General features: G+C 65.9%; 14 protein-coding genes. 11 read left to right on the top strand and 3 right to left on the bottom strand.

What is annotated here, in order from left to right:
- Positions 1 to 148: 148 nt before the first annotated feature.
- Positions 149 to 1,657, top strand: a complete 1,509-nt coding sequence (locus S58_RS27005; protein ID WP_015668578.1) for a glycosyltransferase family 39 protein — start codon at positions 149 to 151, stop codon at positions 1,655 to 1,657.
- Positions 1,658 to 1,804: 147 nt separating this feature from the next.
- On the opposite strand, the gene S58_RS27000 is transcribed toward S58_RS27005, so the two are convergent.
- Complete coding sequence (locus S58_RS27000) at positions 1,805 to 2,626, bottom strand: uracil-DNA glycosylase (protein ID WP_015668577.1); 822 nt, start codon at positions 2,624 to 2,626, stop codon at positions 1,805 to 1,807.
- A 304-nt stretch (positions 2,627 to 2,930) separates the two neighbouring features.
- Here S58_RS27000 and S58_RS26995 point away from each other — a divergent pair, with 304 nt between their 5' ends.
- The 3 genes from S58_RS26995 (at position 2,931) to S58_RS26985 (ending at position 7,706) form a co-directional block, all read left to right on the top strand.
- Positions 2,931 to 4,589, top strand: coding sequence for an electron transfer flavoprotein-ubiquinone oxidoreductase (locus S58_RS26995; RefSeq protein ID WP_015668576.1), 1,659 nt, complete (start codon positions 2,931 to 2,933; stop codon positions 4,587 to 4,589).
- Between the two features lie 242 nt (positions 4,590 to 4,831).
- Positions 4,832 to 6,631: a tetratricopeptide repeat protein gene (locus S58_RS26990; protein WP_144058399.1), complete on the top strand. Its 1,800-nt coding sequence runs from the start codon at positions 4,832 to 4,834 to the stop codon at positions 6,629 to 6,631.
- 172 nt (positions 6,632 to 6,803) lie between these two features.
- Positions 6,804 to 7,706 (top strand): 4-(cytidine 5'-diphospho)-2-C-methyl-D-erythritol kinase, encoded by a 903-nt coding sequence (locus tag S58_RS26985; RefSeq protein ID WP_015668574.1) that lies wholly within the window; start codon positions 6,804 to 6,806, stop codon positions 7,704 to 7,706.
- 242 nt (positions 7,707 to 7,948) lie between these two features.
- On the opposite strand, the gene S58_RS26980 is transcribed toward S58_RS26985, so the two are convergent.
- Positions 7,949 to 8,959 carry a polyprenyl synthetase family protein gene (locus S58_RS26980; protein WP_042340958.1) on the bottom strand — a complete coding sequence of 337 codons (1,011 nt, stop codon included), beginning with the start codon at positions 8,957 to 8,959 and terminating at the stop codon, positions 7,949 to 7,951.
- 168 nt (positions 8,960 to 9,127) lie between these two features.
- Between S58_RS26980 and S58_RS26975 the strand changes: the two genes are divergently transcribed.
- The 6 genes from S58_RS26975 to glyS all read left to right on the top strand — a co-directional run bounded on the left by S58_RS26975 (position 9,128) and on the right by glyS (position 15,124).
- A complete protein-coding gene (locus S58_RS26975; RefSeq protein ID WP_015668572.1) occupies positions 9,128 to 9,355 on the top strand; it encodes a putative signal transducing protein in 228 nt (75 codons plus the stop codon).
- Positions 9,348 to 10,130 (top strand): tRNA1(Val) (adenine(37)-N6)-methyltransferase, encoded by a 783-nt coding sequence (locus tag S58_RS26970; RefSeq protein ID WP_015668571.1) that lies wholly within the window; start codon positions 9,348 to 9,350, stop codon positions 10,128 to 10,130. Before S58_RS26975 ends, S58_RS26970 begins: the two co-directional genes overlap by 8 nt.
- Before the next feature lie 224 nt (positions 10,131 to 10,354).
- Positions 10,355 to 11,266 (top strand): S49 family peptidase, encoded by a 912-nt coding sequence (locus tag S58_RS26965; protein WP_042340242.1) that lies wholly within the window; start codon positions 10,355 to 10,357, stop codon positions 11,264 to 11,266.
- 106 nt (positions 11,267 to 11,372) lie between these two features.
- Positions 11,373 to 11,564, top strand: a complete 192-nt coding sequence (locus S58_RS26960) for a hypothetical protein (protein ID WP_015668569.1) — start codon at positions 11,373 to 11,375, stop codon at positions 11,562 to 11,564.
- Positions 11,565 to 11,699: 135 nt separating this feature from the next.
- Positions 11,700 to 12,650, top strand: coding sequence for a glycine--tRNA ligase subunit alpha (locus tag S58_RS26955; RefSeq protein WP_015668568.1), 951 nt, complete (start codon positions 11,700 to 11,702; stop codon positions 12,648 to 12,650).
- A 233-nt stretch (positions 12,651 to 12,883) separates the two neighbouring features.
- On the top strand, positions 12,884 to 15,124 hold the full coding sequence (gene glyS, locus S58_RS26950) for a glycine--tRNA ligase subunit beta (RefSeq protein ID WP_015668567.1): 2,241 nt from the start codon (positions 12,884 to 12,886) through the stop codon (positions 15,122 to 15,124).
- 369 nt (positions 15,125 to 15,493) lie between these two features.
- Here the strand turns inward: glyS and S58_RS26945 are convergent, their stop codons facing one another.
- Positions 15,494 to 15,847: a DUF1236 domain-containing protein gene (locus tag S58_RS26945; protein ID WP_015668566.1), complete on the bottom strand. Its 354-nt coding sequence runs from the start codon at positions 15,845 to 15,847 to the stop codon at positions 15,494 to 15,496.
- 248 nt (positions 15,848 to 16,095) lie between these two features.
- On the opposite strand from S58_RS26945, the gene S58_RS36900 reads away from it, so the two are divergent.
- Positions 16,096 to 16,251, top strand: coding sequence for a DUF3096 domain-containing protein (locus tag S58_RS36900; protein WP_012042558.1), 156 nt, complete (start codon positions 16,096 to 16,098; stop codon positions 16,249 to 16,251).
- The last annotated feature ends 55 nt before the right edge of the window (positions 16,252 to 16,306 follow it).

Below are 16,306 nucleotides of genomic sequence, written 5' to 3'. Positions count from 1 at the left end.
ACCAGCACGAAGTGTCACTCCTCGCAGCAGGGGCGGTCCTGTGCGCCTCGATCGTGCGGTATCGATTGCAGGCGGCGGACAGCGAGACTGCTGCGGATGAGCGACGGTCCTGCCGGCCCCCTCGACGTCCCGAGCGATCCAGCCGTCCATGCGTTTCACGTCCCTGGTTGTCGAACTGATCCGCGCAAGGCCGCGGCTGGTCGTCGTCATCGTGGTGCTCTGCCAGGCCCTGATGTGGCTCGGTGTCGCCGTGCTGTTCTACCGCAGCCCGCCCGGCCAGCTCGCCACTGCGATCGCCTTCGGCCGGGAGTATCAGGTCGGCACCGACCTCGGTCCGCCATTGTCGTTCTGGCTGGCGGACATCGCCTATCGCCTCGCCGGCAATCATCTGTTCGGCGTGTATGTGCTTGCCGTGCTGTGCTCGGCGCTGACGTTCTGGGTCATCTATCTGCTGTCGCGCGCGATCGTGGGTGGCCAGCAGGCGGTGCTGGCGGTGCTGCTGACCATGGCCGTTTCGGCGTTCGGCGCCTCGACGCTCGAATTTGGCCCTGACGTTCTCGCCAGGCCGCTCTGGGCGCTGCTGCTGCTGCACAGCTGGCAGATCCTCGGCCGCGGCAGGCGCAATGCCTGGTTCGCCTGGTCGATCGAGGCCGGCCTGCTGCTGCTCACCACGCCGGCCGCGGCCGGCCTGCTGCTCTTGATCGCCGGCTTCGTGGTCACGACGGCGCAGGGCCGCCGCGTGCTGCGGTCGTTCGATCCGCTGTTTGCGCTGCTCGTGGTGCTGGTGCTGGCGCTGCCCTACGTGATCTTCGTGCTGCGCTCGGACAGTGTCGGGCTGCCGGCTCTGCCCGTCCTTGCGGAGCTTTCGGCGCGGGCCTGGCAATGGCTTGCGCTGGCGGGAGGGCTGCTGCTGGCGATCTCCGCCGTGCTGGTGCTCGTGGTGCTCGACGCCGGCTGGATCGGCGGCAGCGAGACCGACGCCCCGATCATCTATCGCCGGAGCGTTCCGCCGCTCGCCCGCGACTTCGTCTATTGCTTCGCGATCGCGCCGAGCTTGGCCGGCAGCCTGATCTCCGGCCTGTTCGGGCTTCCCACCGTGTTCGGCGGCTCCGCCGTGGCCTTGACCATGGTTGGACTGGCCCTGGTGGTCGCGTCGGGCGACCTGATCTATCTGCGACGCCAGCGGCTGTTGCGCATGGTCTGGGCCGTTGCGGTGGCAGCACCGGCCGTTCTCGTTGCCGGCAGCGCAGTGGTGCTGCCCTTGATGGGTGATCGCGAGGTCGCGACCGCCATGCCTGCGCGCGACATCTCCCGGTTCTTCGTCGAGAGCTTCGAGCGCCGGACCAATCAGCGGCTGCAGGCGGTCGCGGGCGATCCGCAGCTTGCCAGCCTGATCTCGCTCGGTCGCCGCCGTGCCCATCTGTTCCTCGATGCCACGCCGCAGCGGACGCCATGGCTCACGGCGGCGAAGTTCGCCGAGGGCGGCGGCGTCGTGGTGTGGCGCGCCGCCGACACGGTCGGCACCCCGCCGCCCGACATCGCGCAGCGCTTTCCGGGCCTCGTGCCGGAAGTGCCGCGCAGCTTCGACTGGCTGGTCAACGGCCGCCAGCCGGTGCTGCGCATCGGCTGGGCCATCGTCCGGCCGAAGGGGCCGTAGGCCTCTCCACAGGCGCCTGTGAAGAGAGCCGTTGCGCTCACCAGGTTCTCCGTCATTGCGAGGAGCGAAGCGACGAAGCAATCCAGAGTCCCGCCCACGACTCTGGATTGCTTCGCTTCGCTCGAAATGACGAGGAGAGGCCGGTGCTTAAACCGCCATCACCTTGGCGATCGCGCGCAGATCCTGCCACGACAGCCGCTTGTAGGATGGCGAGCGCAGCAGATAGGCCGGGTGGAAGGTCGCGATCGCGCGGATCGTGCGTTTGCCGGTGTCGTAGTCGCGCCATTTGCCGCGCGTGCGCATGATGCCTTCGGTCGTCCCGAGGATCGCCTGGGTCGACGGGTTGCCGAGCGTCACCAGCACGTCGGGATCGACCAGCTCGATCTGGCGGCGGATGAATGGCAGGCAGATCTGGGTCTCCTGCGGCGTGGGCGTGCGGTTGCCGGGCGGCCGCCACGGGATGACGTTGGCGATGTAGACGTTGGTGCGGTCGAGCCCGATGGCGGCGATCATGCGGTCGAGCAGCTTGCCGGAGCGGCCGACGAACGGCAGCCCCTCGATGTCCTCGTCGCGGCCGGGCGCCTCGCCCACCAGCATGATCCGCGCCTGCGGATTGCCGTCGGCAAACACCAACCGCGTCGCCGTCTGCTTCAGCGAGCAGCCGTCGAACTCTTCCAGCAGGGCGCGCAAGGCGTCCAATGTCGGCGCGGTGCGTGCCGCCTCGCGCGCCGAGGCGATCGCGGCATCCGGCGGTGGCGGCGGTTCGCCGCGCGGCGGAACGATCGCCGGCGCCGCGGGCTTGCCGAGTTGCGGCGCCATCGCAGCGCGGGCAACGGGAGCCGCGGCCGCAGGCACCGCCTCAGGCTCGACCAGCCGGTTGATCGGCTCGTCGGCAAGCGCGCAATCGACCCCGGCCTCCAGGTAGAAGGCGAGCAGCTGGCGGATGTCGGGGAGGGGCTCTGGGGTCATCATGATCGATCGATGTGGCAGTCTAAGCCGCCTTGGCGCATGGCGGAATGCATTTCCATGGTTGTCCTGCCCCAAAAAATCGGAAACAAGAGCTTGGAATAACCCAAAAAAGGGACGGAACGCCCTAGTGTTCCGGCGCCAGCCTTCGCTCCCTCCGGACCAGCCCCTTCAGCGAAACGCCGACGCCTTCAGGAACCCTAGTTAAGTCATTGTTGCTGTTGCAGCTCCGGGTTTGACCCTTGCACGCGCCAGGGGGATGCAAAGGTCAAATCCACTGCACCGGCCGGGCCTGAGATTGAGAGACATGAGCACCGAAGAGCTACCTCCGCGCGAATCCATGGAGTTCGACGTCGTCATCGTTGGCGCCGGCCCGTCGGGCCTGACCGCCGCGATCCGGCTGAAGCAGCTCAATGCCGACCTCAACATCGTCGTGGTCGAGAAGGGCTCCGAGGTCGGCGCGCACATTCTGTCCGGCGCGGTGATCGATCCGGCCGCGCTCGACAAGCTGATCCCGGACTGGCGCTCGGATGAGGATTGCCCGCTCAAGACCCAGGTCCAGGTCGACAAGTTCTTCTGGATGACCGAGAGCAGCGCGATCGCGCTGCCGGGCTTCGCGATGCCGCCGCTGATGGACAACCATCATTGCTACATCGGCTCGCTCGGCAATGTCTGTCGCTGGCTGTCGCGCAAGGCCGAGGCGCTCGGCGTCGAGATCTATCCGGGCTTCGCGGCGACCGAGGTGCTCTATGACGAACAGGGCGCGGTGCGCGGCATCGCCACCGGCGACATGGGCATCGGCAAGGACGGCAAGCCGAAATCGTCGTTCACGCGCGGCATGGAGCTGGTCGGGAAGTACACGCTGTTCGCCGAGGGCGCGCGCGGCAGCCTGTCCAAGCAGCTGATCGCGAAATTTGCACTGGACGCCAACAGCGAGCCGGCGAAATTCGGCATCGGACTCAAGGAAGTCTGGCAGATCGATCCCGCCAAGCACCAGAAGGGCCTCATCCAGCACTCGTTCGGCTGGCCGCTCGACATGAAGACCGGCGGCGGCTCGTTCCTCTATCACTACGACGACAACCTCGTCGCGGTCGGCTTCGTCGTGCATTTGAACTACGACGATCCTTATCTGTCGCCGTTCGATGAATTCCAGCGCTTCAAGACGCATCCGTCGATCCGCGGCGTATTCGAAGGCGGCAAGCGCCTCGCCTATGGCGCGCGCGCCATCACCGAAGGCGGCTATCAATCGGTGCCGCGGCTGTCCTTCGCCGGCGGCGCGCTGCTCGGCTGCGCGGCCGGCTTCGTCAACGTGCCCCGCATCAAGGGCGTGCACAATGCGATGGGCAGCGCGATGCTCGCGGCCGAGCACGTCAATGCCGCGCTCGCGGCCGGTCGCGCCAATGACGAACTGGTCAGTTACGAGAACGCCTGGCGCGGCTCGCCGGTGGGTGAGGACCTGTTCAAGGTCCGCAACGTCAAGCCGCTGTGGTCGAAGTTCGGCACCGTGCTCGGCGTCATGCTCGGCGGCTTCGACATGTGGTGCAACACGCTCGGCTTCTCGCTGTTCGGCACCCAGTCGCACGCCAAGCCCGATCGTGCCACGCTCGATCCGGCCAAGGCGCACCAGCCGAAGCCCGCGATGAAGCCGGACGGTAAATTGACCTTCGACCGGCTGTCGTCGGTGTTTCTGTCGAACACCAATCACGAGGAAGATCAGCCGGTGCATCTGAAGGTCGCCGACATGGCGCTGCAGAAGAGCTCCGAGCACGACGTCTATGCCGGTCCATCCAACCGCTACTGCCCGGCCGGCGTCTATGAGTGGGTCGAGGACGGCTCGAGCCCGCGCTTCGTGATCAACGCGCAGAACTGCGTCCACTGCAAGACCTGCGACGTCAAGGATCCCAACGGCAACATCACCTGGGTTCCTCCGGAGGGCGGCGGCGGGCCGAACTACGAAGCGATGTAGCGCAAGGTTAATGCACGTTTGCGTGAGGCGGCTGTCCCGCCAGGGGCAGCCGGCCACGATACGGCCATCTTGGCGCGGTTTGTCGCAGGTGACCTTGGCCAAAGGGGCTCCCGGCTGACCCGAATATCCTGCAAATCCTTGCGGTTGGCCGCCAAACGCGGCATTGTCGGCGCCTTGACGAGCGGCCGACCGGGTTCGTGTCCGATACGACCAATCCTTTCAAACAACCAGAGCGCACCGTGATGTTATCAATTCGCTGCAATCGCTGGACCGCTGTTGCCGTTGCTGCCTTGCTGCTCCCCGGTACCGTCCTGGCCCAGACGCCGGACCACCCGGCGGATAACAGCGCGAAGTTTCCGAGCAGCGTCGATCTGAAGTCGCTCACCACCTCGGGCAGCTATCTCGCGGCCCGCCACGCCAGCGTCGAGCGCGACGCGGCCTCGGCGGCGGCGTTCTATCGCTCCGCACTGCGCAGCGACCCGAAGAACAACGAGCTGCTCGATCGCGCCTTCATCTCGTCGGTCGCCGATGGCGACATCGACGAGGCGGTGAAGCTCGCCGAGCGCGTGCTCGCGGTCGACAAGGCGAACCGCATCGCGCGGCTCGTGGTCGGCGTGCAGGACATCAAGCAGAAGAAATACGCGGCCGCTCAGACCAACATCAATCAGTCGGTGCGCGGCCCGATCACCGATCTCGTCGCGACGCTGCTTTCGGCCTGGGCCGCGGCCGGCGCGGGCGATGCCAAGACGGCGGTGGCCAACATCGACAAGCTGACCGGTCCCGAATGGTATCCGCTGTTCAAGGATCTCCACGCCGGCATGATCCTGGAGCTGGCCGGCAAGGAGAAGGACGCCGGCACGCGCTTCGAGCGCGCCTACAAGCTCGACGATTCGATGCTGCGCATCACCGAGGCCTATGCGCATTGGCTGTCGCGGAACAAGGATGCGGCGGCGGCGACCGCGATCTATGAAGCGTTCGACAAGAAGCTCGCGCGCCATCCGCTGGTGCAGGAGGGGCTGCGCGAGACCAAGGCCGGCAAGAAGCTGCCGTCGCTGGTCGACTCGGCCCAGGCCGGCGCCGCCGAGGCGCTGTACGGCATCGGCGCCACCTTGAGCCGCCGCGGCGGCGAGGATCTCGCCCTGGTCTATCTGCAGCTCGCGCTGCACCTGCAGCCGAATCATCCGCTGGCGCTGCTGTCGCTCGCCGATCTCTACGAGACCGTGAAGAAGCCGCAGATGGCGATCAAGGTCTATGAGCGGGTGCCGGCGAGCTCGCCGCTGAAGCGCAACGCGCAGATCCAGCTCGCGACCGATCTCGACAGCGCCGATCGCAGCGACGAGGCGATCAAGATCCTGAAGGACGTGATCAGCCAGGATCCGAAGGATCTCGAGGCGATCATGGCGCTCGGCAACATCGAGCGCGGCCGCAAGAAGTTCGCCGATTGCGGCAAGACCTATTCGCTCGGCATCGACGCGCTGCCGGCGAACAACGACAAGGCCAACAGCGTCTATTATTACTATCGCGGCATCTGCCTGGAACGCTCCAAGCAGTGGCCGAAGGCCGAGGCCGACATGCGCAAGGCGCTCGAGCTGCAGGCCGACCAGCCGCATGTGCTGAACTATCTCGGCTATTCCTGGATCGACCAGGGCGTCAATCTCGACGAAGGCATGAAGATGATCAAGCGCGCCGTCGAGCAGCGGCCGGACGATGGCTACATCGTCGACTCGCTCGGTTGGGCCTATTACCGCATCGGCAATTACGAGGAGGCGGTGAAGAACCTCGAGCGCGCGATCGACCTCAAGCCCGAGGATCCGACCATCAACGACCATCTCGGCGACGCCTATTGGCGCATCGGCCGCAAGCTGGAGGCCAAGTTCCAGTGGGCCCATGCGCGTGACCTGAAGCCGGAGGCCGAAGAGCTGCCGAAGATCGAGGCCAAGATCCAGAACGGCCTGACCGACGAGCCCGCGCCGGCGGCGGCCAGCGCCGACACCAAGGACACGCCGTCTGACGCCAAGAAGGACGACGGCAAGGGCGGCTAGTTCGTCCTGATCACGATGTGAGAGCTGATGCGGGCTCCTCGGTTTGCCGGGGAGCCCGGATGATTTTGATGAAGGCTGTGGCGGGTGCCGGCCACGTTCGTTTTTGGCCTCTGGCTGACAGCGAGAGTGGCGCTGAACCGCTACGGCCGAAGAGCTTGGGGGCATTGCGCCGATGTTGGCGTCCACGGTCACCGGCGCGCTGCAGGAGCAGGGGCGCGCCAAGGTCAATCTGACCCTGCGCGTCGTCGGCCGCAGGGCCGACGGCTATCATGATCTCGAAAGCGTGGTCGCGTTTGCCGACTGCGCGGACCAGCTCACGCTTGTGCCGGGCCCGGAGCTGACGCTGACCACGACCGGACCTTTGGCGGAGGCGTGCGGCGAGACCACGGACAATCTGGTCCTGAAGGCCGCCCGGCTGTTGGCGGAGGCCGTCCCTGGCCTGAAGCTCGGCGCCTTCACGCTGGAGAAGCTGCTGCCGGTCGCCGCCGGTATCGGTGGCGGCTCGGCCGATGCCGCAGCGGCGCTGCGGCTGCTGGCGAAGCTGAACGCGCTGTCGTTGGACGACCCGCGCCTCGCTGCCGTGGCCCTGAAGACGGGCGCCGACGTCCCGGTCTGCGTGCCCTCGCGCGCCTGCACCATGACCGGCGTCGGCGAGAATCTGCAGCCGCTCGCACTGCCCGTCCTGCCTTGCGTGATGATCAATCCGCGGGTGCCGGTCGCGACCAAGGATGTGTTCCAGGCGCTTGGTCTAAAGCCGGGCGATCTGCTGGTCGGCGTGACCGACGTGCTGACGGCGCCGTCCTGGCCCAAGGCCGGCGCCTCTATCGGCGACTGGGTCGCGACGCTCAACCGGGTGAAGAACGATCTCGAGCCGCCCGCGCTGAAGGTCCAGCCGATCATCGGCACCGTGCTCGAGGCCCTCCGTGCGAGCGCCGGCGTGCTGCTGGCGCGCATGTCCGGCTCCGGCGCGACATGTTTCGCGATCTGCGGCAGCGACGCGGATGCGAAAGCCGCCGGCGCCGCGATCGCCGCTGCGCATCCCGAATGGTGGGTGCATGCGGGGACGCTGAGCTAACTAATCGCTATCCGCGAAACGACCGCGCAATACAGTGCCCTCGTCCCTTGCGGGAGAGGGCATGTTCAACAGCGCCGCGAACGCGGTCGGGTGAGGGGTATGCCTCCGCGAGCGTAGTCTGCGGAGAGATACCCTCACCCGAGTGAGTACGTGGAGGGGCCGGAGATGCCCTCTCCCACAAGGGGCGAGGGCGCTGTATTGAGCAGGGCCCCCGCTGCAGCTGAGGCGCGGGCGCCAACGAACTAATGCGATCGCGCCAGACAGAACGCGACGACCTGCTCCAGCGCGGTCTTCATCGGCGAGGCCGGGAACAGCGCCAGCGCGTCGACGGCCATGGCGCCGTAATGATGCGCGCGGCTGATCGTGTCCTCCAGCGCGCGGTGCTTGTTCATCAGTCCGATCGCATGGTCGAGATCTGAATCGCTGATCTCGCCGCGCTCCAGCGCCTTGATCCAGAACGCGCGCTCGCTGTCGCTGCCGCGGCGGAAGGCGAGCACCACCGGAAGCGTGATCTTGCCCTCGCGGAAATCGTCTCCGATGTTCTTGCCGAGCTTGGCAGCCTTGCCGCCATAGTCGAGCACGTCGTCGACGAGCTGGAAGGCGATGCCGAGATTCATGCCGAAGGAGCGCGATGCGGCCTGCTCGGCCTTGGGGCGGTCGGCGAGCACCGGGCCGACCTCGCAGGCGGCAGCGAACAGCTCGGCCGTCTTGCCGCGGATCACGGCGAGGTATTCGTCCTCGGTGGTTGCCGTGTTCTTGGCAGCCGCAAGCTGCATCACCTCGCCTTCGGCGATCGTGGCCGCGGCAGCGGAGAGAATGTCGAGCGCGCGCAGCGAGCCGACCTCGACCATCATGCGGAAGGCCTGGCCGAGCAGGAAGTCGCCGACCAGCACGCTGGCCTCGTTGCCCCACAGCATGCGCGCGGACAATTTGCCGCGGCGCATTTCGCTTTCGTCGACGACGTCGTCATGGAGCAGCGTCGCGGTGTGCATGAACTCGACGGCAGCCGCGAGCTTGACGTGACCATCGCCGGTGTAGCCGGTGAGATGGGCCATCGCCAGCGTCAGCATCGGCCGCAGCCGCTTGCCGCCCGAGGAAATCAGGTGATTGGCGACCTCCGGGATCATCGTCACGTCCGAACCGGTCCGCGACAGAATCGTGGTGTTGACCCGTTCCATGTCGGCTGCGACCAGCCCGACAAGCCCGTCGATCGACGCACCCGATGGGCTTTCGAAAGGTACGATAACCGCCACGCTGGTCTCCAATTTTGCTATCCTGGGTTCGACAATAGAAACTGCGGCCGCGGGCGGCAAGGGCGGACACGGAACCTTGACCCGGGCTTCTCTTGACCCAAGCCTCTCTTGACCAAACTTGCTTGACCCGGACCTTTCTCGACCAAAGCCTGCACGGAGACATAACGCTTGAAGGAATTGGTTCGGACCAACGACATCGTGCTGGTTTCGGCAATTGGAGCGCTGCTCGACGGCGCCGATATCCATCACCTCGTGCTCGACCAGAACATGAGCATCATCGAGGGCTCGCTCGGCATCCTGCCGCGACGGATCCTCGTGCATGAGGACGACAATCTGCAGGCGCGCCGGCTGCTGACCGAGGCTGGACTGGCGCATGAATTGCGCGCCGATGAGTGACGCGATCGCGATCTCCGAAGATGCCGTTCTAGGTGGGCGCCTGCGGCTGCGACAACCGACCTCAGGCCATCGCGCCGGCCACGATGCGATCCTGCTGGCGGCAGCGACGGCTGCGCGCCCGGGTGATCGCGTCGTCGATCTCGGTGCCGGGGTGGGGACGGCCGGGCTGGCCTTGGCGAGACGCGTCGGTGGCCTCGCGCTGACGCTGGTCGAACGCGAGCCGTATCTGGCGAGCCTCGCGCGCGACAATGCAGACGCCAATGAATTGCCGGCTGCGGTCGCCGTTCTCGACGTCGCCGCGGAAGCGGCCGCCTTTGCCGCGGCGGGGCTCGGGCCCGACAGCGTTGACGTCGTCTTGATGAATCCACCGTTCCACGATGACGCCCGTCACCGCGCCTCTCCGGACGCCGCGCGCGCGACCGCGCATATGGCGACCGCGACGACGTTGGAGATCTGGACCCACGCTGCGCGCCGGATGCTGAAATCGGCTGGCGTGCTGACGCTGATCTGGCGGGCCGATGCTGTGGGAGAGGTGCTGGCGGCGCTGGCGCGGGGGTTCGGCAGCGTTGCCATTCAACCGGTTCACGGACAGGCCGGGAAGCCGGCGATCCGTATCCTGGTCAGGGCCGTCAAGGGCGGCCGGGCACCGACGCAGATCTGGCCGGGCGTGATGCTCAACGAGGCGGCAGGTGCGCCCAGCGAAGATATTCGGCGCGTGCTGGAAGGGCAGGGGGCGCTGGCCTTGGCCGGCCCCCTGAACGGTGATCGGGTTTGAACGTTATTGCGTCTGCGCTTCCGATTGGCGTTCAGTTACCGTCGTGAAACGGATCGCAGTCAGTAGAGTACCGATCAGCAGCATCAACAGGTAGACCTTCATGCATTCCTCCGCCGCTCTCTGCAACTTGACTCGCCGTGCACTTGCCCAGGCGATTGCAAGGCTCGTTCCAGCCCTTTGAATGGCAGCGGCGCGATAAAAAGTGGTTAATCCGAGGTAACAGGATGGTGGACAATTTGACACAACCCAGCGATGCAGCAGGGCCTTTCGATCGGTTGAAGGCGCTGCTTCCGGCGCGGCTCCGTGGCGCACCGGTGGTGCCCGTCGTCCGCCTGTCCGGCGTGATCGGCGCGGTGACGCCGCTGCGGCCGGGGCTGACGCTGGCCGGCGTCGCCAAGATGCTGGAGCGGGCGTTTTCGATGCGCAACGCCAAGGCGGTGGCGCTGGTGATCAATTCGCCGGGCGGCTCGCCGGTGCAGTCGCGCCAGATCTATCTGCGCATCCGCCAGCTCGCGGCCGAGAAGAAGCTGCCGGTGCTGGTGTTCGTCGAGGATGTCGCCGCATCCGGCGGCTACATGATCGCCTGCGCCGGCGACGAGATCTTCTGCGATCCGTCCTCGATCATCGGCTCGATCGGCGTCGTCGGCGGCTCGTTCGGGTTGCAGGAGCTGATCAAGAAGATCGGCATCGAGCGCCGGCTCTATACGGCCGGCGAGCACAAGGCGATGCTCGATCCGTTCCTGCCGGAGAATCCCGACGACGTGGCGCGGCTGAAGAAGATCCAGCGCGAGATCCACGCGCTGTTCATCTCGCTGGTCAAGGAGAGCCGCACCACCCGGCTGAAGGGCGCCGACGATCTGCTGTTCACCGGTGAGTATTGGGCCGGCGACAGCGCCGTCACGCTGGGGCTGGCGGACGCCATCGGCGACCTCCGCGGCGTGCTGCGCGCCCGGTTCGGCGACAAGGTCGCGACGCCCGTGGTGGCGCCGGCCGCCGGCCTGCTGTCCGGCCTGCTTGGGCGTCGCGCCGCCGGGGCGGGCAGTCTGGGGGCCACTGGCCTGGGCTGGGCGGGAATGGCCGAGGAGCTGATCTCCGCGGTCGAAACCCGGTCGATCTGGGCCCGATTCGGGTTCTGACGCGCCGATCCGCGCCAATTTGCCCGCTGCAATCTGGATTGCAGGGGGAACCGGGATCGGCGACAATGCGAATCGGGGGTGGCACCTCATGAACAAGGATCGACCAATGCCGCCGTTCGTTGCTTTTGCGGGTATGCTGGGCGGGCTTGCTGCGGTTCGCTGGGTCTACAAGACCGCGCAGAAGATCAACCGCGAGCTTGAAGAAGCGCGGTTGTCGCGCGCTGCCGAGGTCGCGCAGACCGCGGAGATCAAGACCTTGCGTCGCGATCCAGTCACGGGCGCTTACCGGCCGGGCTGACGTCGTCGCTCGTTGTCGCGAAACGGCGGCCTTCGCCGCCGTTTCCGCGAGGTCCCTATTGCCTTGATTCCTGGTGGTCCCGCCGATACGGTCCGCGCGCTTTTCAGACGCTCGCGCGAAAGACCGATATCGACGATGGACTCGCTGCCTCAGCACATGCGCCCCGAACGTTCGTTCCAGGGCTTCATCCTGGCCCTGCAACGGTTCTGGGCCGAGCAGGGCTGCGTGATCCTGCAACCTTACGACATGGAGATGGGCGCCGGCACCTTCCATCCGGCGACGACCTTGCGCGCGCTCGGGCCGAAGCCCTGGAATGCCGCCTATGTGCAGCCGTCGCGCCGCCCGAAGGACGGCCGCTACGGCGAGAACCCGAACCGGATGCAGCACTACTACCAGTTCCAGGTGATCATGAAGCCGTCGCCGCCGAACCTTCAGGAGCTGTACCTGAAGTCGCTGGCCGCGATCGGCATCGACGCCGCCGTGCACGACATCCGCTTTGTCGAGGACGATTGGGAGAGCCCGACGCTCGGCGCCTGGGGCCTCGGCTGGGAGTGCTGGTGCGACGGCATGGAGGTGTCGCAGTTCACCTACTTCCAGCAGGTCGCGGGCTTCGAATGCGCGCCGGTCGCGGGCGAACTCACCTACGGCCTCGAGCGCCTGGCGATGTATGTCCAGGGCGTCGACCGCGTCTACGACCTCAACTTCAACGGTCGCGACGGCGATGCCAAGGTCACCTATGGCGACGTCTTCCTGCAGGCCGAGCAGGAATATTCCCGGCACAATTTCGAGCATGCCGACACCGACATGCTGTTCGAGCAGTTCAAGATGGCCGAGGGCGCCTGCCGCAAATATCTCGCCGCCGGCTGGCAAGAAAATTCAAAGCTGGGCGATCGCAAGGAACATCTGATGGCGCTGCCGGCCTATGACCAGTGCATCAAGGCCAGCCACGTCTTCAACCTGCTCGACGCCCGCGGCGTCATCTCCGTCACCGAGCGCCAAAGCTACATCCTGCGCGTCCGCGAGCTCGCCAAGGCCTGCGGCGAGGCCTGGCTGCATACGGAAGCGGGCGGGGCGGGGGCTGGTTAGAACGAACGCGGCTGCTTCCGGGCCTTATGGTTTGAGACGCGCCGCGTGCGGCGCTCCTCACCACGAGGGTCTTTCGAATCTCGCCGCAAAAATCAGACCTCGTCCTGAGGAGCCCGCCGAAGGCGGGCGTCTCGAAGGACGGTGGAAGGCGCGCTGCCTTCCACGAGTTTAGCAATTTGCGATGGCCTGTCCCTCCAGGGGAGGGTGGTTTTTCGTGCAGAGAGACTTGAGACATGCCCGACCTTCTCCTCGAACTGTTCTCCGAAGAAATCCCCGCGCGCATGCAGGCCAAGGCGGCCGACGATCTGCGCCGCATGGTCACCGACAAGCTGGTCGCCGAGGGCTTGGTCTATGAAGGCGCCAAGGCGTTCGCGACGCCGCGGCGGCTGGCGCTCACCGTGCACGGCATCCCGGCGCGCCAGGCCGACTTGAAGGAGGAGCGCAAGGGTCCGCGCGTCGGCGGCGCCGATGCCGCGATCCAGGGCTTCCTGAAAGCCACCGGCCTGTCCTCGATCGAGGAGGCGACGATCCAGCGCGACCCGAAGAAGGGCGATTTCTACGTCGCGCTGATCGAGAAGCCCGGCCGCGCCACGCTCGACGTGCTCGCCGAGATGCTGCCGGTCGTCGTCCGAACCTTCCCGTGGCCGAAATCGATGCGCTGGGGCAAGCGCTCGGAGAAGCCCGGCGCGCTGAACTGGGTGCGGCCGCTGCATACGATCATCGCGACCTTCGGCCTGGAGACCGAGGAGCCGGATGTGGTCAGCTTCGCCGTCGAGGGCATCGAGGCCGGCCAGACGACGTATGGCCATCGCTTCATGGCACCGGCTGCGATTTCGGTGCGCCGCTTCGAGGACTATGAGGCGAAGCTGCTCGACGCCAAGGTCGTGCTCGATCCTGACAGACGGAAAGACACCATCGTCACCGATGCCAAGCAGCTCGCCTTCGCGCAAGGGTTCGAGCTGGTCGAGGACCAGGTGCTGCTCGACGAGGTCTCGGGGCTGGTCGAATGGCCGGTGGTGCTGATGGGCTCGTTCGATCCGGAGTACCTGAAGGTGCCCGGCGAGGTGATCCGCGCCACCATCCGCAACAACCAGAAATGCTTCGTGGTCCGCGATCCCAAGACGGGAGGTCTCGCGCCAAAATTCATCCTGACCGCCAACATCGAGGCCACCGACGGCGGCAAGACCATCATCGCCGGCAACGAGCGCGTCATCCGCGCCCGCCTGTCGGACGCGAAGTTCTTCTACGAGACCGATCTGAAGACGAGGCTGGAAGACCGGCTACCGAAGTTCGAGCAGATCGTGTTCCACGAGAAGCTGGGGACGCAGGCCGCACGCATCGCTCGGATCGAGAAGCTCGCCGCTGAGATCGCGCCGCTGGTCGGCGCCGATGCGACGAAAACCGGGCGCGCGGCCAAGCTCGCCAAGGCCGACCTCCTGACGGAAGTGGTCGGCGAGTTTCCGGAAGTGCAGGGTCTGATGGGCAAGTACTACGCGTTGGCCCAGGGTGAGGACGCCTCCGTCGCCGCCGCTTGCGAGGAGCACTACAAGCCGCAGGGGCCGGGTGATCGCGTGCCGACGGATAAGGTCGCCGTCGCGGTGGCGCTGGCCGACAAGCTCGATACCCTGGTTGGCTTCTGGGCGATCGACGAGAAGCCGACGGGCTCGAAGGACCCGTACGCGCTGCGCCGCGCGGCGCTGGGTGTGATCAGGTTGATCTTGGAGAACCATTTGCAGCTTCGGCTTTCGCCGATCCTTCGGCAAGCCTCACTTGGTGTGTTGCAAGCTCTAGCGACTAAGGAAGTCGCGGCGTTCGCTGCTCCGGTATCGGAGATAGCGGAAATCTCTCAAAGTCCGAATCTCCTACGAGAAATCATCGATGTGATCGGAAAAGAAAGGACTGCTCCATCTGAAGTCTCTCGGGTAGTAGAAGGTGTGAATGTTGCGCTAAAGGATCTCCTCTCCTTCTTCGCCGACCGCCTCAAGGTTCAATTGCGCGAGCAGGGCGCGCGGCACGATCTCGTCGATGCCGTGTTCGCGCTCGGCGGCCAGGACGATCTCCTGATGGTCGTCCGCCGCGTGGAGGCGCTCGGCAAATTCCTCGAAACCGACGACGGCAAGAACCTGCTCGCCGGCACCAAGCGCGCGTCCAACATCCTTTCGATCGAGGAGAAGAAGGACAAGCGCAAGTTCGAGGGCGCGCCGGATGCCGCGCTCTACAAGCTCGACGAGGAGAAGGCGCTGGCGAAAGCGATCGGCGAGGTCGCTGCGGAGGCGGGTGCAGCCGTCGCCAAGGAGGACTTTGCCGCCGCGATGCGCGCGATGGCGAAGCTGCGTCCGGCGGTCGATGCCTTCTTCGACAAGGTGAAGGTCAATGACGACGATGCAAAGATCCGCGAGAACAGGCTGAAGCTGCTGAACGAGATCCGCAGCGCCACGCGCGCCGTGGCCGACTTCTCCAAGATCGAGGGCTGAGGCAGCCGCGCCGCTGTCAGATGCAGCGCCCTCGCCCCTTGTGGGAGAGGGCATGTACGGCCTATCCACGAGCGCGGTTGGGTGAGGGGTTTCTCTCCGCGAGCGACCCTTGTGGAGAGATAACCCTCACCCAACCGAACTCGCGGTACATTCCTACATGCCCTCTCCCACAAGGGGCGAGGGCGCATTCACGGGCACCGCGCTCGCTTTAACACTAAAAGAATCGCGATGCTTTGGTTGGCGGAACAGTCTGAAGAAACCAGCTCCAGCCACTCCAAAAAAGTAAGCCCCGCCCGGCGGGGGGGACCGGGCAGGGCCTTTACATCTGGCCGCTTGCGGGGGCGTTGGCGACCAAATGCAGCTCGATAACTACTCAACGACCTGAATGATCCGTCGCGATCGCGGCTCGACGAGAACTGTTTCGCCGTTCACGACGGTGTAGCGATAGGGCGTCGCACCGAAGCGCTCCGGAACGTCGTAGTATGTAACACCCGATTCCGGGAGCACGGTCCCAACAACCACGCGATCGGGGATCACATAGTTGGGAACACGCTCGCGCACGACGTATTCGCGAAACTCGGGGCGCCGCTCGACGGTGATCGCCGGAGCATCCTCCTCGACCACGACGCTGCGGCCGACGCCGGTCGTGTAGGACTGCGCCTGCGCCGCCACGGGGATCACGAGTGCGGCCGCAAGGGCTGCAAGGGTGAGATGGGTTCGCATGGACAGGACTCCTGAGCTGTTGATGCGCTGACAGAAACCGGCGCGCGCCGGCACCTGCCTCCCAATGCCAGCGGCTGCGCATCGTTCCGCGAATCCCCGAGGCGAATTGGCGTCATTTCCGTGGCGAGAGGCCGGTGCGGAACCGGAACCCGTGCCGCGCGTCTCCTATTCCGCCACGATGAGCCGGGATAAGGTCCGGTCCAATCGAATCGCCCAGTCCCGGTCCTTCAATCATTCAGAGTTCGCCGATGACCCTGACCGTTGCCCATATCTCGCCGATCATGTCCGTGATCGCTGGAGTCCTCATTCTGATCATGCCGCGCCTGCTGAACCTGATCGTCGCGATTTTCCTCATCCTGAACGGCCTGATCGGCATGGGCCTGCTGAAGTGGCTCCATTTCTGATCCCAAGTCTAAATCCCAAGTCTAATCCCAAGGTCGGGAACCCCCGAGCTTGCGC

It is taken from the genome of Bradyrhizobium oligotrophicum S58 (assembly GCF_000344805.1).
Classification (GTDB): Bacteria; Pseudomonadota; Alphaproteobacteria; order Rhizobiales; family Xanthobacteraceae; genus Bradyrhizobium; species Bradyrhizobium oligotrophicum.
The sequence above is the reverse complement of the archived record's forward strand: the minus strand, read 5'-3'. Positions and strand labels throughout refer to the sequence as shown.